Here is a 17475-nt window from a genome sequence, read left to right on the forward strand (position 1 = left end):
ATGGCTTCACCTCTTTTAAAAATCAAAGATCTAAGCCTAAAAGTCGCTGAAACTAAGATTTTGCACGACATTGATTTGCAGGTAGAGCGCAAACAAATTGTTGGCATTGTTGGTGAAAGTGGCTCTGGAAAATCACTCACCGCACTGTCAGTGATGCAGCTTTTACCTAAAGTCTGCAAACTCGGCGGGCTGATAGAGTTCGATGGCAAAGATCTCTTAAATATGAGCGAAAAGTCCATGTGCTCGTTGCGTGGAAACGAAATTGGCATGGTATTTCAAGAACCCATGACAGCGCTCAATCCGGTTAAAACGATCGGTGAACAAATCAGCGAAGGTATCCGCTGGCACACAAATGTATCGCGTGCCGAGGCCGAAGAACGTGCGCGTCATATGCTCGACCGCGTAGGATTACCTTCATCGAAATACCCGCTTGATCGATATCCGCACGAACTATCTGGCGGGCAGCGCCAGCGCGTTGTGATCGCCATCGCCACAGCGCTGAACCCTAAGCTGCTGATTGCGGATGAACCGACCACAGCCCTTGATGTTGTGCTGCAAGCACAGATATTGGACCTGCTTAAAGAGCTGGTTGCTGATAATGATATGGCGCTCATTTTGATCAGTCATGATTTGGGTGTCGTTGCCGATGTTGCCGACGACATTACTGTTATGCGTAAAGGCGTGGTGGAAGAAACTGGGCCAACCGTTCAAGTTCTCAAAGAGCAAAAACATCCCTACACTGCGCAGCTTGCAAAAGCCTCTGTCCATATTCCAGCTTGGCAAAACCGCGCACAAAAACCGGCCGCAGAGCCCCTGCTCCAAATCAACGAGCTCAACAAAACCTATAATGGGCGCAGAACAGGTTTCGTTTCACGCGCGCCAGATTTCACCGCCGTCAACAATGTTTCATTCTCCATTGCGAATGGACGTTCAGTTGGATTGGTCGGTCGTTCTGGTTGCGGCAAGTCTACGCTCGCGCGCATGATATTGGGCCTCAGCAAGCCAACAAACGGAGCGATACAATTTGATGGCAAGGTAACCACCGATCTTGATGACAACGCTATGCGCGCCAGCCGGCGTCATATGCAAGTTGTTTTCCAAGACCCTTACGGCTCGTTTAATCCCAGAAAAACCGTGGAATGGCTGGTTGCAGAACCATTGTTTCTTGAAGATGAGAATCTCACAAGAAATCAAAAACGTGAACGCATTGCAGGTGCGCTTACAGAAGTTGGCCTGCAGGCTGATGCGATGAAAAAATATCCGCATGAATTTTCCGGCGGCCAGCGCCAGCGCATCGCTATTGCCCGTGCGCTCATCACACGGCCAAAACTCATAGTCGCAGATGAGCCCGTGTCAGCTCTTGATGTCTCAATCCGTGCGCAAGTGTTGGATTTGCTAGCAAAGCTCAATGACGATCTTGGCATCGCGTTTTTGTTCATCACCCATGATTTGAGTGTTGCTCGCGCTATTACTCATGAAGTTATGGTGATGGACGAAGGAAAAATTGTTGAACAAGGCCGCACAGCCGATATTCTCGACAATCCACAAACACAGGCAGCGCAGATGCTTGTTGATGCAACGCCCGATTTACAACAGGCAATAGAACGGCGCTCAGCCAACAATTAAGTGTTGAATGAGCACGAGCCCCGCCAATAAAATTGTCCCGATAAGCATCGCACGCCAATAAATAACAATGGCGCGTTCAATGTCACCTGCTGAAGCGCTTTTGTTGCCGCTATCATTCATGAAGGGTTCGTCAGCAATGTCGCCTGCGTAAATACGTGGGCCACCGAGCGCTAAATCAGTCGCTGCTGCCATCGCACTTTCTGGCCAACCCGCATTCGGTGAACGGTGCAGCGATGCATCCCGAAGCATCGTTTTGAGGTTAAAAATCCAGCGCGGCGGTGTTGAAGCAAGGACGATCAACCCACCGGTTAATCGCGCAGGCACATAATTTGCCAGATCATCCAGTTTTGCCGATGCGCGGCCAAAATCGCGATATTGATCATTCAAATGGCCAATCATGGAATCTGCGGTGTTCAACATTTTGTAAGCAAGCAATCCTGGCAGGCCAAATATCGCGTACCAGAACGCAGGTGCAACAACACCGTCCGATGCATTTTCTGCCAAGCTCTCGATCGCAGCACGGCAAACGGCAGGCTCATCTAAGGTCTGAGGATCGCGCCCAACAATCATAGAAACGGCCAAACGTCCGCCCGCTAATCCGTTTTTTCGAAGCCCTTTGGCAACCAAACCAACATGGTCTGACAAGCTCTTTTGCGCTAGAAAAATCGCCACGGTGATCGCCTCGAGAACCAGCCCCAAAGCACCCAAGCGAAGCAATAATTCAGACATGATCCACCCGCTTATGACAGATGCAATCATCAAAAAACCGATAACAACAAAGCCACGCTTTTCTTTGTCTAGGGCAGAAAGCGTGAACCGATTATAGCGTTTATTCGCCCATGAAATCGCGGCGCCAAAAGCAACAACAGGATGGGTAAAACGCTGCCACAGCCAGTCAGGATCGCCGACAAAACGATCAATGATCAGCGCGATGAGCAAGATCAAAAATGTTGAAGTTCCCAATATCATTTCGTGCTTCTGCTCTCTTAATCTGCTTGCGTAAGCGCTGCTTCCAAACGAGCAAAGTCATTATTATGAGGTGGAAATCCAAAACGTATCCATTCCGGCGCATAGTCAAACTCGCGCACCAGAATATGATTCTGCGCCAGCACCTTAGCAACATCACTTGAATCAGAACGTGAGGCCGTAACAAACAAATCTGTAGAGCCTTCGATTGCAAAATCATAGGCGCTTAGCATCGCCTCAAGCCGCTTGCGATTTGCACTTAAGGTCGAACGCGCTTCATTAATCCACACACTATCGCGCATGGCCTTTTCGCCTATAAAAAGCGCTGGGCCGGACACCGCCCACGGACCTAGCGACATACGCAAAGCATCAATTTTAGCTGTCTCACCAATCGCAAACCCAAGACGCAAACCAGCAAGCCCGAAAAACTTGCCGAATGATTTTAGCACGAGCAAACCGGAGCCGCCTGCCTCACCCACAAGCGAACAATCTGGAGCGACATCAGCAAAAGCTTCATCAACGATAATTTGTGCGCCCGAGAGAGCACCTTGCTTTACTTTATCTGCACCAACACTACGCCCGTCAGGATTATTAGGATTGCCGACCACAACTACATTTGATGCTTTCAACGCCGCATCAAAATCAGCTGCCTTGTGCACTTGCGCGCCCGCATTAGTATAGCAGCGCTCATATTCGTTATAGGTTGGCGATACGATGGCAATATCTGGCGTAGGCAGCAATTCAGGCAGTCGTTGGATAATCGCTTGCGTACCGGGCGCCGCAACGATAGCTGCGTCTTCAGGCACTTTATAATAGCTGCGTGCAGCCATCAGGCATGCCTCTAAAAGGCTCTCGTCTGGCAAGCGGTGCCAAACATCATTCGGCATATCAGGAATGGGGTAAGGCGTAGGATTGATCCCTGTAGACAGATCAAGCCATTCAGATTTATGCCCGCCATAAAGCGCTATTGCACGATCAATGCCGCCGCCATGCTGAACTTTAGTCATCAAGAAGCCCGATCAATCACGTGGCAGTAGGAGCCAGCAACAGAGCCAACCCGTAAACCCGCCTCGCCGAGATCATTGCCCAGCGCATCACGCATCGCAAAAAGCGGCTCACCAACACCGCGCTTAATTTCAGTGGAATAATGAAATTCATGGCCTTTAAGATCAAACTGCCAAGGTGATCCATCAAGCGGCTTGAGTTTGCGATATCCAAGGTGGCGCTTGCGTGTTTCAAAACTTGTTTTCAACGGCAACAGCCCCAGCATATCGTGGCTTTTGCCATCGGCATCTATAATCGCTTCTCCAAGCACCATATAGCCACCACATTCGCCATAGATCGGAATCTTACGGTCGGCAGCATTGCGCAATGCCCGTTTAAAATGCTTCGTCGCGGCAAGCTGCGCTGCGTATAGTTCAGGATATCCGCCGGGCAGAAAAATAGCATCGGCTTCACGTTCCGGCCCTTCATCGGCAAGTGGTGAAAAATAAGAAATCTCTGCACCAGCCGAACGCCACCCCTGCACCATATGCGGATAGCAAAAGGCAAAAGCATCATCGACAGCAATCGCAATATGTTGCCCAAGCGGCGGCAATAATTGCGGCCGCGCAATGGTGATGAGCTGTGCATCGAGCTTCGTCAAAGCATCAAGATCAAGGCTTTGGCCCATAATCTCACCGGCTTTATTCAAAAAACCTTCCAAGCTTTTATGCTCACGTGCTTGCACCAACCCCAAATGACGACTTGGCAGCGCCAAATCTGCATCCTGCATCACAACGCCGAGGATAGGAACATCAAGCGGTTCAAGTGCAGCGCGCAGCATCTGTTCGTGACGCGCACTGCCAACGCGGTTTAAAACAATTCCTGCAAACCGAAGTGAGGGCCGATAGTTCAAATAGCCCGATACAAGAGCAGAAATCGATTGCGCCATACGCGCACAATCAACCACAAACACAATCGGCAACCCAAGCTGTTCAGCAAGATCGGCAGCGCTTCCTGTTCCATCAGCCGCACCGTCAAAAAGCCCCATCATCGCCTCAACGATGAGCAGACGATTTTCACCATGCTTATGCGCAAGATCATCAATCAAATCATCGCGCATCGCCCAAGGGTCAAGATTAAAACATAGCTCGCCGCTGGCAAAAGCGTGAAATGCCGGATCAATATAATCAGGACCAGCCTTGGCAGGTGCCACGGCAACGCCTGCAGTGCGCAGCGCACGCAAAAGACCAAGCGTCACCGTTGTTTTTCCAGAACCGGAATGCGGCGCAGCGATCATAAAACCGTTCATGCAGATTGACCTTGAGCGCGAGTACCAAGCGGGTCAGGCACAAGCGTGCGCCCCTCTTCCAATGCCCCTTTCCAATCAAGCCCTTTACGAAGGCGAACAACCTCGCCAACAACAACGATAGCCGGCGGCTTGAGACCAGATGCTTCCACATCTTTAGCAGCATTGCCAAGCGTTGATTCTAAAACACTTTGCTTGTCGGTTGAAGCATCGCAAACAAAGGCAATCGGCTCATCCGCTGACCGCCCTTCAGCAATTAAACGCTTTGCAATGACATCAATATGTTTCATCGCCATATACATCACGATGACCTTGGAGCCACGCGCAACGCCAGCCCAATCAATTGCATCTGGCATAATGCCTGTAGCATCGTGCCCCGTCAAAAATGTCACATTATGGTTGGTTTCACGGTGCGTGACCGGAATGCCTGCGTAAGCAAGCCCGCCAATGCCCGCCGTAATGCCCGGCACGATTCGAAATGGAATACCATGTTCAACAAGCGTCAACGCTTCTTCGCCGCCGCGCCCAAATACAAAAGGATCACCGCCTTTTAAACGCAGAACGCGTTTACCCGCTTGAGCATATTCAACAAGCTTGAGCGAAATATCGCGCTGCTTTGGCGAAGGTTTTCCGCCGCGTTTACCCGCATATTCCAATTGCGCATCGCTTGAGGCAAGTTTTAAACATTCCTCATTTACCAACGCATCATAGATCACGACATCAGCTTGGCTAAGAGCATTTGCAGCATGAAGCGTCAACAACCCCGGATCGCCTGGCCCTGCGCCCACAAGCCAAACATGTCCCGCCTCAAAATTAGGCAGACGATCACGCAGTGCATCGCTTATATTGGCTTGTAACGACATTGTCTAAAACACCTTTCGGTAAGTCTCTCATCAGAGTATAAAACGCTTATGAACAATATGCCACAAGCAGATGAACCGGATGCCGGTTTGCGAAAACCCGACGGTCCTTTGCGACGCGGCTGGACAACAGGCGCGTGCGCAACGGCTGCAACAAAAGCTGCGTTGACCGCTTTGCTCACTGGCAAGTTTCCTGATCCAGTTTCAATCACATTGCCCAAGGGTGAACAACCTGCTTTTGCTCTCGCCACAGAGAAACTTGAGCGTAACTTTGCACAAGCCGCAATCATTAAAGACGCAGGCGATGATCCAGACATTACCCATGGCGCGATGATATGCGTTACAGTTGAGCCATCAGAGATAGGCATCGTGTTTGCAGCAGGCGAAGGTGTGGGCACAATTACGCTTGAAGGCCTGCCTTTGCCTGTCGGGCAAGCAGCGATTAACCCCGTACCACGCCAACTCATGACCAATATTGTGCACGAAATTTGCGCCGAGCAAAGCGTTGCGCCGAACTTCAAAATTACCGTTTCTATTCCGGGCGGCGAAGCACTTGCGCAAAAAACGTGGAACCCGCGCCTTGGTATAAAGGGCGGTCTCTCCATTTTGGGAACTACGGGCATTGTGCACCCTTTTTCATGCTCTTCGTGGATACACTCCATCCACCGCGGTATCGACGTTGCACGGGCGGCAGGCATCAACCATGTGCTCGGCTCAACCGGCTCAACATCAGAAGATGCTGCCATCAAAGTCTATGGCTTTGAAGCAATTGCACAACTCGACATGGGAGATTTCGCAGGCGGTCTTTTAAAATATTTGCGTGAGCATCCAATCGATAAAATCACCATTGCAGGCGGCTTTGCTAAGATCGTCAAGCTCGCCCAAGGCGCTGTTGATCTCCACTCTGGTCGCAGCCAAGTCGACATGAATTTTCTAGCGGCGCTGACCGAAAAAACTGACGTTAAATCACCTTTGAATCAAAATCTTAAGGACCAGATTCTAAATGCAAACACAGCGGCACAAGCGCTTGATTTGACTCGCACAAACAATATCGACTTAACCGCTCCAATTGCTGATCTCGCGCGACAAACAGCACTGAACGTGCTGCGCGGCGCTCCCGTAGATGTGGAAATTATGATTGTGGACCGGAAAGGAAATGTGCTTCATCAAACCGGATTTAAGGGTTCATGAGCCAAACCATTTTGATTTTAGGCGGAACAAAAGAAGCCGCTGAATTGGCAGAAAAACTTGTCTTGGAATTGCCGCAAGCACGCATCATTTCTTCGCTCGCTGGACGCACAAAAGAACCATCGCCCGTTGCAGGCGAAGTGCGCATTGGCGGGTTTGGCGGTGCAGTAGGTTTGGCTAGGTTCTTAACTCAAAACAATGTCACGCGCCTCATCGACGCCACGCATCCATTTGCAAAAAACATATCTAAAAACGCGAAAATCGCGGCAGCGAATACTGGCATTAAATTAGATATAAGAACGCGCCAACCTTGGCAAAAATCACAAGATGATCTTTGGATTGAAGTTGCCACATTGGAAGATGCGCGCAAAGCAATTCCAATAGGTACCCGCGTTCTTTTAGCGCTTGGCAGTCAGTATATTGATATTTTTAAAACGCGGAGCGATGTGCACTTCATTGTGCGCATGGTCGATGAACCATCCACACAATTGTCGTTGCCGAACCATCAAATTATCATTGGAAAGCCGGGCGGTATAGAAGATGAAACTACGCTTTTAAAGCAGTTCTCCATCACACATATCGTTTGTCGCAATTCAGGTGGCCAAGGCGCATATGCCAAAATTGAAGCAGCACGCGCCTTGAAAATCCCTGTTATTATTGTTGGGCAAAGTGCTTAATTTAGCGGGGAAACATCCATAGCCTTTGGCCATATGACCCGATAACCAAAATCAACTTTTGCCGCCGTACCGGCTTCCATATTCAAATCCCAATGCAAAATGCCGCGTTTGCCATCAACATCTTCTTGCGTCGGCTTCGTTGTTCCGGCCAGCATGGCAACTTTAATATCCTCATGGTTGGCAACCGGCAATCGGTCCACAATCGTAACATCCATCGGAAATCCATGGAGGTTTTTGATCGTTGTCACGGCTCTACGCTCAATGGTCAATGACGCGGAAATGAGGCCCGTTTCACCTTCTTTTTTATCTGTCTCAACAAATTCAACAGTAACAAAATCGTCCTGACCAAAGCTCAAATCATGCGTATCATTGGGAGCAAGCATAGGCATTTGCCCGCGCCCAATATAAGCGCCATCGCGTGACAGCAGCACTGGGCCCGGCAAATAGGTCGCCTCGCCCTTGAGTGTAAAACCAGCGATTAAATAGGCCGCCGCATCCAAACGCGGAACCGCATAGGCGCTCACATCAACATCAAAATTATCTTCGCCCATAACCACGGATTTGGTTTCACCTGTATTGGAAATCGTTACTTTTCCCGCGATTGCATAAGTCGCTTGATAGCCGCCCGTTTCCATAATTGCTGTTTGCTGAACCATATTTCCCATTGGTGCGGCTACAGCCAACACCTCTGGTTCTGCGACATCAGCGTAGCTTAAACGCACACTATCTTCCAACGCTTGAACCTTCGATGCTGAACGCGCCATGGGCTTTATCTGGTTTATTTCAAACGAAGATAGATCAGGTGCAGCAGTGCGTGTGGACGGGCGTGCCGTTGAAAGTGTGAGCGCAACATTGTCCCAGCTTTCAGCCGTCGATTGACGCACATTGGCACGGCGTACAATTTCCATTTTGGGATCTGTACCATCACCCAACGATAATTCAGCATCATAGACGGCCTGCCACCCCGCATCGCGGATGGCATATTTGATCTTAAATGAAGCCTGCCCTGCATCTTTTGCATCAAGATTAATTGCCACGACAGAGCGTAATTCTTCATTTGGCGCAAACTGCGCGATCTGACCTTGTAAATCCTGAATTTGGCGCTGAATATCGCGTTGGCTCGCGCGCGCATCAATCGTTCGCTTGGCGTAAGCATCAAGACGCTGCGCGGCTCCATCAAGCAGATCGGCGACCTCAAATGCGGAAAGAACATTGCTTGCATCACCCTGATTAGGCTTGCCCGCATTTGAAATCAGATTTTGCAACATTGAGCGCTGTAAATCCGTATCCGAGATAGCTTGATCAAGCCTCATATGCTCATCATTGAGCGCTTCAATCTGTAATTCTATCTTAAGTCGATCTTCGGGGTTTTCATTGCGTGAAAGATAGACCTGCCGCACATCGACAGAACCGATCGAAATATCGCCATCGCTTACACCTTCCACCCGCACGCTATCGGCTGAAATATCCGCAGGTAGATTTTCAATCAGCACAACATGCGTGCCTTGCTTCATCTCACCTGTCGCGACACGCTCAACTTCTGCGCCGCGAGGAAAAACGGTTACAGCATCAACAGCAGATGAAAATTTAAACTCATCGGAAAAAGCCGAACCAAGCATCGTTGTCGAAAGCAAAATTGCCAATGATATTGTTTTCATGAAAACCCCTCCAGTTTTATAACTGTACGTTTCATTCCGTGAAAACTTGGTCTGAATTAGACCGGTTTGTGACCATTACAGGGCCAACAAACAGTTTCAAGAAAAGTGATAGCGGTTTCCAGACTGGGAAAACGAAATTTTGCGAGACGCATACCCGCCAGGTTATTTCGCTTTCTTTTTCCCTTTATTTCGAAGCACATGGGCGTAATCAGCATTATAAAGATCACTATCGCGGAACTCGACATCGCCAAAAACTTTACCAACCATAATCAGCGCTGTACGCGTAATTTTATGCTTGCGCACTTCTTCTTTCATCCCCGCCAGCGTTGTCTTGATATATAGCTCATCGGGCCATGTCGCGCGATAAGCAATCACCACGGGACAATCATCCCCATAATAAGGCTCTAGCGAACGGCGAATATAATCCAGATTTCTGATCGACAAATGGATCGCAAGCGTTGCTTTAGATTGCCCAAGAATTTCAAGTTGTTCACCGTCGGGCATCGCAGAAGCTTTCATGCCTGTGCGGGTCACGATGATCGTTTGTGCAATTTCCGGCAATGTAAGCTCGGTCTTAAGCTTTGCAGCAACACCAGCAAAAGCTGGCACACCCGGCACAACATCATAATCAATACCAAGCACATCAAGACGGCGCATTTGTTCAGCTACAGCGCCATAAATCGCCGGATCACCGGAATGAACACGGGCAACATCTTGGCCAAGCGCATGCGCCTTTTTGATCTCTTCAATGATCTGATCAAGATGCATTGGCGCGGTATCCATAACCAACGCATCATCTGGCGCAGCTTCGACAATCTCTGTTGGCACCAATGATCCTGCATAAAGGCAAACAGGGCAATTTTCGATCAACCGCAATCCGCGAACAGTGATGAGGTCAGGCGCGCCCGGTCCCGCGCCAATAAAATAGACGGTCATCGTGTGCTCTCCATTTGTGTTGTGTCTTTGCCGCTATAACCGCGCGGTGTGTAAACCCATGATTTGCCATCGCCGGTCGTAACAACACGGCTATCTGATGAACCAACAATAACGACCGTCAACATGTCGACATCATCAACATTCAATTCGCCGAGCGGCACAATGCGCACCTTTTCGCCTTCACGGCCAAGATTGGTTGCTAGAATAACAGGCGAAGTGGCAGGGCGATGATTGAGTAATTCATCACGCGCCCAAGCAAGCTGCGTTCGGCGCTTTTTTGAGACTGGATTGTAAAAGGCAATCACAAAATCACCTTCACCAGCAGCGCGAACGCGCCTTTGAATATCGGCCCAAGGCGTCAAGAGATCAGACAATGAAATCGTGCAAAAATCATGGCCAAGCGGTGCACCAGAACGTGCCGCTGCCCCCTGCAATGCAGAAATACCGGGCGAGCAAATAACTTCAATGCGCTGCGCAGCATCCGTAATACCGCCCTTATCGAAAAGCTCATAGATCAAAGTCGCCATCGCATAAATGCCTGCATCACCGGAACATACGAGCGCAACATCTTTGCCCTCGCCTGCAAGCTCCATCGCATGGCGCACACGGTCTTCTTCCTTGCCAAGATCAAAATCGTGTCTCTGTTTGCCATTGGCCAATGGTCCAAGCAGATCAAGATAAAGCGAATAGCCCACAAGGTCTGTGGACTTCAAAACCATGCGGCTGACTTCTGGCGAACGCCATGCTTCTGATCCAGGCCCAATGCCGACAACATACACAGTGCCCCGCGCCCGGCCTGCAAGCGCCGTCATTGGTTTTGCGGCACGCGCTATCGCACATGTCGACTTTTTAGTTTTAGCTTTCGGGGCAATCAAATCACCATCGTCGCCAACAGATGCCAATGCTGCACCTTCCGATACACCGTGGCAGCCAACTTCGGCAAAAACCACATCGGACGGGTTTTGCAATCGCGCTGTCTCCGCTTCCAATGTAGCTGCATCGAAGAACCGTGCAGGAACATTGAAATGGTTTGCCAAGGCATGAACAGCTGCTTCATCTGACTTAACATCAATCGAAGCGATGCACGCAATGGAATGCTGCGAAAGATTAGCCTTGCTCAACTGCGCTAAAACTAACTCTTGCAAGTCTTCGGCAGGGCAACCACGTTCACAGCCAACACCAATAACGATGTTTTTAAGGTGATAAACCAATTGGTTTGCGCTTGGCGCATAGGTTTGATCCGTAACCACAATTGATACAGCGCCATCATCAGAAAATGACAATGTGCTTGCCGTCAGCCATTCAGCTTGGCCTTCCAGCTTAACCGTTGCGCCAGCGACAAGGGAAGCCATAACTTCTTTTGCAGCTTCAGGATTGGCCAGAACAAAACCATCGGGCGGATTATCAAGTGCAACACCAAACTTCACATCGCCTGCCGTGGTCACAGCTGCAAAACCATTCAATGCGTCTGCGATCTCACGCGCTAAATCATTGGCACCATGATGCCCACCCAAAAGCGGCACAATGCTTGCCCCATTTTCAGAAACAGCAAGCACAGCTGGCTCGTTCATTTTGTCGCTAAGCACAGGCGCAAGCAACCGTATCAATGCGCCCGAAGCCATCACGGCAATAATGGGCGTGCCATCTAAAAACAGCGCTTGAACATGTGCACGCAGATCGTCGATTGGCGTCAATTCAGCGCCAGATACACGTTTTTTCTGCGCGTGAATAACGCCGTTTGTTGCTTCTGCGATTTTTCGCGCAACCGGTAGCGCAGATTCGCTCAGCACAATAATGGCAGTTTGCTTAGTCATATTTGGTCACATTCATATTAACGGTGTCGATCCAAGGCTCTGCGCCTTTGTAAATCGTGATCATAGAAAAATAGGGAGCGGTTTCGTCCGTCATATCTGCAAGGCGCATGGTGCGTTGTTCGGCAAGGCTCACGCGCTCAAGGTAAACGGCCTTATCAAGCAGGTTCATTTCGCCCATCAATGTGCGAATACGCGCAAGATGGCGGCCAACTTTCATAATGACGAGTGCATCAGCCGCATTAATACGTGCACGCAATTCATCATCCGGCAATGGTCCAGGTAGGATTGTCAGAACATCATTGCGCGCAGCAAGCGGAATGCCGCTCATCGCAGCACCCGTCATAATAGATGAGACACCCGGCACGACTTCGCAGTCATAGCGCTCAGCCAAGCGCTCATAAACATACATGAAGGACCCATAAAAGAACGGATCACCTTCACAAAGAACCACCACATCACGGCCAGCATCAAGATGCGCCGCAATATTTTTAGATGCTTCATCATACACTTGGGCGGCAGGAAACCGCTCAACACGCATCGGCACAATGATGGGAAGTTCAATTTGTTCAGCACTTAGATATTCGGCAACGATAGACCGAGCAAAGCTTTGCCCGCTATCAGGTGCCGGATAAGCAACAACCGGACAGGATTGCAAAATACGGTGCGCTTTGATCGTAATAAGTTCCGGATCACCCGGCCCAACGCCCACGCCATAAAGTTTACCGCTCATAGGTCTTTACTCCATGACCACTGCGTCACTGACATAGAAGGTTTCCAACCGTGAAAAGAACCAACATCAATGACACTTTCCACGGAAATACGTTGCAACTCGCCGCCATGTTTTGCAAAAACTTCCAGCAGCACAGCTTCGCTTTCAAGCGTTACAGCATGGGCAACAAGACGGCCATGAGGTTTCAAAGCATCAATTGAAACCGCGACAGTCTCCATTGATAAGCCGCCGCCGATAAACACAGCATCTGGCGCAGGCAGCCCACCCAAAGAGTGAGGCACTTGCCCGTCCACTAATTTAAGCTTGGGCGTGCCGAGCTGGGCAGCATTTTGCTGCGCCATCGCACGGCGATCTTCGCGCGGCTCCAAACCAATAGCCTGCGCTTCTGGTGCACCGCGCATCCATTCGATTGCAATAGAGCCACACCCACAGCCAATATCCCACAGCAATGCGCCGCGTGTTGGGGCGAGCTTAGACAGTGCTAACGCCCGAACAGCACGCTTGGTCATTTTGCCATCATGAACAAAGGCATCATCGGGCAAACCAGTGCGCGGCAATATCTGCGCCCCTGCCCCAGCAACACATTCAACGGCCAAAGTGTGGAAATCTGGAACATCATGCTTCCAGCTTTCTGCAACACCTTCAAACCGCGCCTCGTTTGGGCCGCCAAGTGCGGCAAGTACAGTCATTTTAGATGCGCCATAGCCGCGATCAACAAGCAGTTCTGCGACCGTTTCAGGCGATGTTTTGTCTTTTGTCAAAATGAGCAAACGCACATCAGGCGCAAAATATGGAACGATCTGTTCAGCCGCACGGCCATGCACGGTCAGCGTTTCAACATCTGCCAAGGACCAGCCAAGCCGAGCCGCCGCCCATTGGAAGGCAGACAATTGTGGGTGATAAGAAATTTCAGCTACTGGAATAGCGCGGCCAATACGTGCCCCAACCGAATACCAAAGTGGATCACCCGTCACCAAAACAACGACAGACTTTCCCTTATAGCTTTTAATCGTATCAATCATCGCATCAAAAGGTGACGGCCATTTAATGCGCGTCGCGTTCGGCGCATCTGCCAATTTATGATGGCGATCACCGCCAATGATTATTTCCGCAGCGCTAATCAGCGCACGCGCCTCTTGCGATAGACCGTCAATACCATCTTCGCCGATGCCAATAATATTAAGCCAAGCTGTGCTCATCAAAGACCACCTTTCAAGCCGCCAGCAAGCGCATTAAGCGTAGCCGATGCCATTGCGCTGCCACCGCGGCGACCACGCACAGCGATATAAGGCACTCCGCGACTATCTGCGATCAACGCTTCCTTACTTTCAAGCGCACCAACAAATCCGACAGGCATACCAATGATCAGCGCTGGCTTCTCCGCGCCATCATCAATCAATTCAAGCAACCGGAAAAGGGCCGTTGGCGCATTACCAATCACCACCACTGCACCGCCCAAATGATCTTTCAAAATATCCATAGCCGCTGCGCTGCGCGTATTTTGCATGTCGCCAGCGAGGGTGCGTGTTGCCTCATCAGCAATCGCGCAAAGCAACTTATTGTCATGCATTAAATGGCGTTTGATGATGCCGTGACGCACCATTTCAACATCACAAATAATCGGCGCACCATTTTTAAGCGCAGCCGTTCCAGCCTTCACCGCACCAGTCGAAAAAGCGATATCATCAACGACATCGATCATCCCGCAAGAATGAATCAATCTGACAGCAACTTCGCGCATATCACTGGGAAGACTCGACAAATTCGCCTCGCGCATCACCGTCGCAAAGGACTGCTTATAAATTTCTGCAGGATCACGAATGTAATCCAATCCGGTGGTCTGAACTTTTGGCGCACGCACAATCCAGCCTTCTTCGCGCTCAACCACCGCACGGTCAGCACCGTTCAAATCTTCAGGACATGACAGACAATAGGCAAAGCCATCCTGCGCATCGGCTTGTGAAAACACCTGTGCCACCGTGCGCACTTGCGCCGCATCTTTGACCTCGTCGTCGCCCTGTTCAATCGGAAAAATTGACGGATAAATTTCTGCGATCACAACCGACTTTGAAAGATCATCATTAAATTTTGTTTCAAAAGGCCAAACAGCAATATGATCTTTCAGCGCCATATCTTCGCGCAAAGATTGCAGATGTTTTATACCTGTCATCGACTGCGCAGCGACGACGCCAGCACCTGCCATTTGCCATAGTGATTTTGCGCTTTTGTAAACCCGCTCCACGCGCCTAAACTCGCGGATCATGCCAAAAGCATGGCTTGGTTTTGTTGGCGCAAGACCGGGATAACGCTCCCCATGCTGGTGTGGATGTCCCCAAAACGGACCATCAACCACGCCGTCAAAAGCCGTTTGGTTGAGGATTCCAGCTGTTTCATATGTGTTTGACTGATTGTCAGCATTGTCTGAAACAAGTGCCGAAAACCGTTCCCAAACACTTTGCCAATCTGCAGCACCGCTAATACGCTCGGCAACACCTTGCGGATAACCAAAGGCAAAATCAAAGCCAGCAAAAAGGCGTTTACGGGTAGCCAAACTGTCGGCAATAACCTCCCGAACAAGCGCCATAGCTTCAAACCGCGTTGCCAGATTACGCACCCATTGCAACTCAGTGCCATCGCACAACGCAACCCAAATTGAGTCTTTACCCATTTTGGGTGCGTTCGCTGCAGACCAATCCACAATCAAATATCTGTCAAACAGCGCCACGGCAGTGTGCTCAGTTCTTTTTCAATGTGCGCGGACCAAGCGGGTGGTCTGCCTGCGGATATGGGTGATGGTGATGATCATCATGGCTATGAGCGTGGTCATGGTGATGGTCGTGGTCGTGTGCGTGATCATGGTCATGGTCGTGCGAATGAACCGGCGTCCACTCAAGGCCGTGCTTGGCACAAAATGCCTCATCACGACATGACGCATCACAGTCACCATCGCATGGACAATTGACGGGCGCGCCGCCAACTCCTTCCACATGGTGATGGTGGCTTTCTTGCGCCAAACCAACTTCAGCTTCAAACCCTAGAACCTGCTCACGATATTTACACATCTGGCAGTTCATATTGTTGCTGCCCTCAATGATTTCGCGAACGCGCTCAACCATCGTGTCGATCACCAAATCATGGTCGTTTAAATAACCAGCCTTGATAAACTCAATATCGGGATGTTTTGCAGCAACACTATCGGTTTGCGTGTAAATACGTTTGACCAATACGCCGGTAAAAAGAAAATATGGGAAAACAACGATACGTTTGTACCCAAGTTTAGAAACATGTTCGAGCGCTGGCTCAACCAGCGGAAACGTAACGCCAGAATAGGCTGTCTCGCCCCATGCGAACCCCAAGCCTTCCCAAAGCATACGCATAACTTTGGCAACATTGGAGTTGGCATCAGGATCAGAAGCACCGCGTCCGACAACAACCAGCATGGAATCATGCAGGCTTTCGCCCTCTTTCCAGCCAGAAGCGACAAGCGCTTCTTTAATTCGTGCGCCTGCAGCGCGGATCATCCGCATATCAATGCCCAGTTCGCGGCCATAATCGACAGTGATGTCGCGGTTTTGCGCTTGGTATGTATTCAGCACTGACGGAATATCATTTTTCGCATGACCAGCAGCAAACAACATGCCCGGCACAGCCAACACATGGTTCACACCTTTGGCTTTAAGCGCATCAATGCTTTGGTGAATAACAGGGTTGGCAAATTCCAAATAGCCATAGTCAACGGGCACATCGGGAAACCGCTCACGCATACGTTCGGCAAGCTTTGCAAACTCACCAACCGCATTCTGGTTACGGCTGCCATGACCGCAGATCATGACACCGTATTTTTTGCCGTCAGGCGCGTTCTCAAACATTGTTTGATTTGCCAAACTTTACATAAAGAGCAGCAAGAATTGCAACAGCAATGATAGCACCGGCATAGAGCAGATGATGCCCATGGCCATCTTTAAATTCAACATGGCCAGCATGCGCAAATGCGTTCGTTGCAAGAATGGAAGAAAGAAGTGTAACGAAAATTCTAAGCATCATAAGTCCCTCAATTGCTATTGGCATTACCAAGGGCACTCGAGTTCAATTAAGAACCAAGATCTTCAGTTCGGCAGCGTTTGTTCAAGGTCCCCGAGCTGGGTCAACCAATTAACAAACCCCGTTCTGGCCATCATAAATAGCACCACCGGTAATCGGTCGAACCTAGGCATTAAAAACCTATGGGTCAATCATAGAAACTCAGGATGCAAAAGTTTTTAATCGGCAATTGGCCCATGCGATTTTAAATCGAATCCAAGCAGTGTCGCGGTTCGCTCGATAAGCTTAACTTCTGACGTTACTAGCTCACCATCGGCCTCAGCAATTGCAATCATATGATCAAGCAATTTTTGGCGGCGTTCGAGGCTGAGCTCTTTAAACATTTCAGCTGATTGTGTTGCGGACGTCTCATAGGCCATATCGGCAAGATATTTATATATGGCATCAAGCGCACTGGGCGTGACGTCAAATTCTTCTGCGCATATGCGTTTGAGCATATCAATCTCGACTTCACGTACTGTGCCATCAGCCAAAATCATTCGAAAAAGCAATAAGAGCTCCGCACTCAGCGTCGGATCGCCCGCAACCAAACGGACATTTTTATCCGTTTCAATCATTGATTTAACTTTAGCAAAAAGACTTTGCGGTTTTTCGTCGCCCATTAGATCCCCCAATCCGTGTTCGGCAGT

At 49.8% G+C, this 17475-nt stretch carries 17 protein-coding genes; 3 read left to right on the forward strand and 14 right to left on the reverse strand.

Translation table 11 applies throughout. The annotated features are described in order from the left end of the window. Entirely contained in the window at positions 1 to 1626 is a 1626-nt protein-coding gene (locus C504_RS0105480; RefSeq protein WP_018688308.1) for an ABC transporter ATP-binding protein, read from the forward strand. On the opposite strand, the gene cbiB is transcribed toward C504_RS0105480, so the two are convergent. The 4 genes from cbiB to cobA are packed head-to-tail and all read right to left on the reverse strand — an operon-like array spanning position 1612 to position 5745. Then, complete coding sequence (gene cbiB / locus C504_RS0105485; protein ID WP_026317249.1) at positions 1612 to 2589, reverse strand: adenosylcobinamide-phosphate synthase CbiB; 978 nt, start codon at positions 2587 to 2589, stop codon at positions 1612 to 1614. The two genes, C504_RS0105480 and cbiB, sit on opposite strands and share 15 nt — an antisense overlap. A gap of 23 nt (positions 2590 to 2612) precedes the next feature. Continuing rightward, complete coding sequence (gene cobD, locus C504_RS0105490) at positions 2613 to 3599, reverse strand: threonine-phosphate decarboxylase CobD (protein WP_018688310.1); 987 nt, start codon at positions 3597 to 3599, stop codon at positions 2613 to 2615. Beyond that, a complete protein-coding gene (locus tag C504_RS0105495) occupies positions 3599 to 4885 on the reverse strand; it encodes a cobyrinic acid a,c-diamide synthase CobB (RefSeq protein ID WP_026317250.1) in 1287 nt (428 codons plus the stop codon). Before C504_RS0105495 ends, cobD begins: the two co-directional genes overlap by 1 nt. Next, complete coding sequence (cobA, locus tag C504_RS0105500; RefSeq protein ID WP_018688312.1) at positions 4882 to 5745, reverse strand: uroporphyrinogen-III C-methyltransferase; 864 nt, start codon at positions 5743 to 5745, stop codon at positions 4882 to 4884. The genes C504_RS0105495 and cobA overlap by 4 nt, the downstream gene beginning before the upstream one ends. Positions 5746 to 5802: 57 nt before the next feature. Between cobA and C504_RS0105505 the strand changes: the two genes are divergently transcribed. Both C504_RS0105505 and C504_RS0105510 read left to right on the forward strand, forming a co-directional pair. Continuing rightward, on the forward strand, positions 5803 to 6933 hold the full coding sequence (locus C504_RS0105505) for a cobalt-precorrin-5B (C(1))-methyltransferase (RefSeq protein WP_018688313.1): 1131 nt from the start codon (positions 5803 to 5805) through the stop codon (positions 6931 to 6933). Beyond that, complete coding sequence (locus C504_RS0105510; protein WP_018688314.1) at positions 6930 to 7607, forward strand: cobalt-precorrin-6A reductase; 678 nt, start codon at positions 6930 to 6932, stop codon at positions 7605 to 7607. Before C504_RS0105505 ends, C504_RS0105510 begins: the two co-directional genes overlap by 4 nt. On the opposite strand, the gene C504_RS0105515 is transcribed toward C504_RS0105510, so the two are convergent. The 10 genes from C504_RS0105515 to C504_RS0105555 form a co-directional block, all read right to left on the reverse strand. Further along, entirely contained in the window at positions 7604 to 9265 is a 1662-nt protein-coding gene (locus C504_RS0105515) for a mucoidy inhibitor MuiA family protein (protein WP_018688315.1), read from the reverse strand. The two genes, C504_RS0105510 and C504_RS0105515, sit on opposite strands and share 4 nt — an antisense overlap. A gap of 162 nt (positions 9266 to 9427) precedes the next feature. Continuing rightward, positions 9428 to 10201 (reverse strand): precorrin-4 C(11)-methyltransferase, encoded by a 774-nt coding sequence (gene cobM, locus C504_RS0105520; protein ID WP_018688316.1) that lies wholly within the window; start codon positions 10199 to 10201, stop codon positions 9428 to 9430. Beyond that, positions 10198 to 12015, reverse strand: a complete 1818-nt coding sequence (gene cobJ, locus C504_RS0105525) for a precorrin-3B C(17)-methyltransferase (protein ID WP_018688317.1) — start codon at positions 12013 to 12015, stop codon at positions 10198 to 10200. The genes cobM and cobJ overlap by 4 nt, the downstream gene beginning before the upstream one ends. Next, on the reverse strand, positions 12008 to 12745 hold the full coding sequence (locus C504_RS0105530; protein WP_018688318.1) for a precorrin-2 C(20)-methyltransferase: 738 nt from the start codon (positions 12743 to 12745) through the stop codon (positions 12008 to 12010). Before C504_RS0105530 ends, cobJ begins: the two co-directional genes overlap by 8 nt. Further along, entirely contained in the window at positions 12742 to 13944 is a 1203-nt protein-coding gene (gene cbiE / locus C504_RS0105535; protein ID WP_018688319.1) for a precorrin-6y C5,15-methyltransferase (decarboxylating) subunit CbiE, read from the reverse strand. Before cbiE ends, C504_RS0105530 begins: the two co-directional genes overlap by 4 nt. Then, positions 13944 to 14576 (reverse strand): precorrin-8X methylmutase, encoded by a 633-nt coding sequence (locus C504_RS18910; protein ID WP_281167581.1) that lies wholly within the window; start codon positions 14574 to 14576, stop codon positions 13944 to 13946. Before C504_RS18910 ends, cbiE begins: the two co-directional genes overlap by 1 nt. Before the next feature lie 428 nt (positions 14577 to 15004). Then, the gene (locus C504_RS18915; protein WP_425393371.1) at positions 15005 to 15379 is read right to left on the reverse strand and encodes a polysaccharide biosynthesis protein; all 375 of its coding nucleotides are present in this window, start codon (positions 15377 to 15379) and stop codon (positions 15005 to 15007) included. A gap of 101 nt (positions 15380 to 15480) precedes the next feature. Continuing rightward, complete coding sequence (locus C504_RS0105545) at positions 15481 to 16614, reverse strand: sirohydrochlorin chelatase (protein WP_018688321.1); 1134 nt, start codon at positions 16612 to 16614, stop codon at positions 15481 to 15483. Further along, complete coding sequence (locus C504_RS0105550) at positions 16607 to 16789, reverse strand: DUF6732 family protein (protein WP_018688322.1); 183 nt, start codon at positions 16787 to 16789, stop codon at positions 16607 to 16609. Before C504_RS0105550 ends, C504_RS0105545 begins: the two co-directional genes overlap by 8 nt. Before the next feature lie 215 nt (positions 16790 to 17004). Continuing rightward, on the reverse strand, positions 17005 to 17448 hold the full coding sequence (locus tag C504_RS0105555) for a tellurite resistance TerB family protein (RefSeq protein ID WP_018688323.1): 444 nt from the start codon (positions 17446 to 17448) through the stop codon (positions 17005 to 17007). Positions 17449 to 17475: the final 27 nt, after the last annotated feature.

Origin of the sequence: Ahrensia kielensis DSM 5890, from assembly GCF_000374465.1 — a bacterium.
In the GTDB taxonomy this organism is placed as follows: domain Bacteria; phylum Pseudomonadota; class Alphaproteobacteria; order Rhizobiales; family Rhizobiaceae; genus Ahrensia; species Ahrensia kielensis.

Coding starts and splice junctions, on each gene's coding strand:
- C504_RS0105480 (WP_018688308.1), top strand. CDS start 1: ATGGCTTCACCTCTTTTAAAAATCAAAGATCTAAGCCTAAAAGTCGCT.
- cobD (WP_018688310.1), bottom strand. CDS start 3,599: ATGACTAAAGTTCAGCATGGCGGCGGCATTGATCGTGCAATAGCGCTT.
- C504_RS0105495 (WP_026317250.1), bottom strand. CDS start 4,885: ATGAACGGTTTTATGATCGCTGCGCCGCATTCCGGTTCTGGAAAAACA.
- cobA (WP_018688312.1), bottom strand. CDS start 5,745: ATGTCGTTACAAGCCAATATAAGCGATGCACTGCGTGATCGTCTGCCT.
- C504_RS0105505 (WP_018688313.1), top strand. CDS start 5,803: ATGCCACAAGCAGATGAACCGGATGCCGGTTTGCGAAAACCCGACGGT.
- C504_RS0105510 (WP_018688314.1), top strand. CDS start 6,930: ATGAGCCAAACCATTTTGATTTTAGGCGGAACAAAAGAAGCCGCTGAA.
- C504_RS0105515 (WP_018688315.1), bottom strand. CDS start 9,265: ATGAAAACAATATCATTGGCAATTTTGCTTTCGACAACGATGCTTGGT.
- cobM (WP_018688316.1), bottom strand. CDS start 10,201: ATGACCGTCTATTTTATTGGCGCGGGACCGGGCGCGCCTGACCTCATC.
- cobJ (WP_018688317.1), bottom strand. CDS start 12,015: ATGACTAAGCAAACTGCCATTATTGTGCTGAGCGAATCTGCGCTACCG.
- C504_RS0105530 (WP_018688318.1), bottom strand. CDS start 12,745: ATGAGCGGTAAACTTTATGGCGTGGGCGTTGGGCCGGGTGATCCGGAA.
- cbiE (WP_018688319.1), bottom strand. CDS start 13,944: ATGAGCACAGCTTGGCTTAATATTATTGGCATCGGCGAAGATGGTATT.
- C504_RS18915 (WP_425393371.1), bottom strand. CDS start 15,379: ATGGCACTGAGTTGCAATGGGTGCGTAATCTGGCAACGCGGTTTGAAG.
- C504_RS0105545 (WP_018688321.1), bottom strand. CDS start 16,614: ATGTTTGAGAACGCGCCTGACGGCAAAAAATACGGTGTCATGATCTGC.
- C504_RS0105550 (WP_018688322.1), bottom strand. CDS start 16,789: ATGATGCTTAGAATTTTCGTTACACTTCTTTCTTCCATTCTTGCAACG.
- C504_RS0105555 (WP_018688323.1), bottom strand. CDS start 17,448: ATGGGCGACGAAAAACCGCAAAGTCTTTTTGCTAAAGTTAAATCAATG.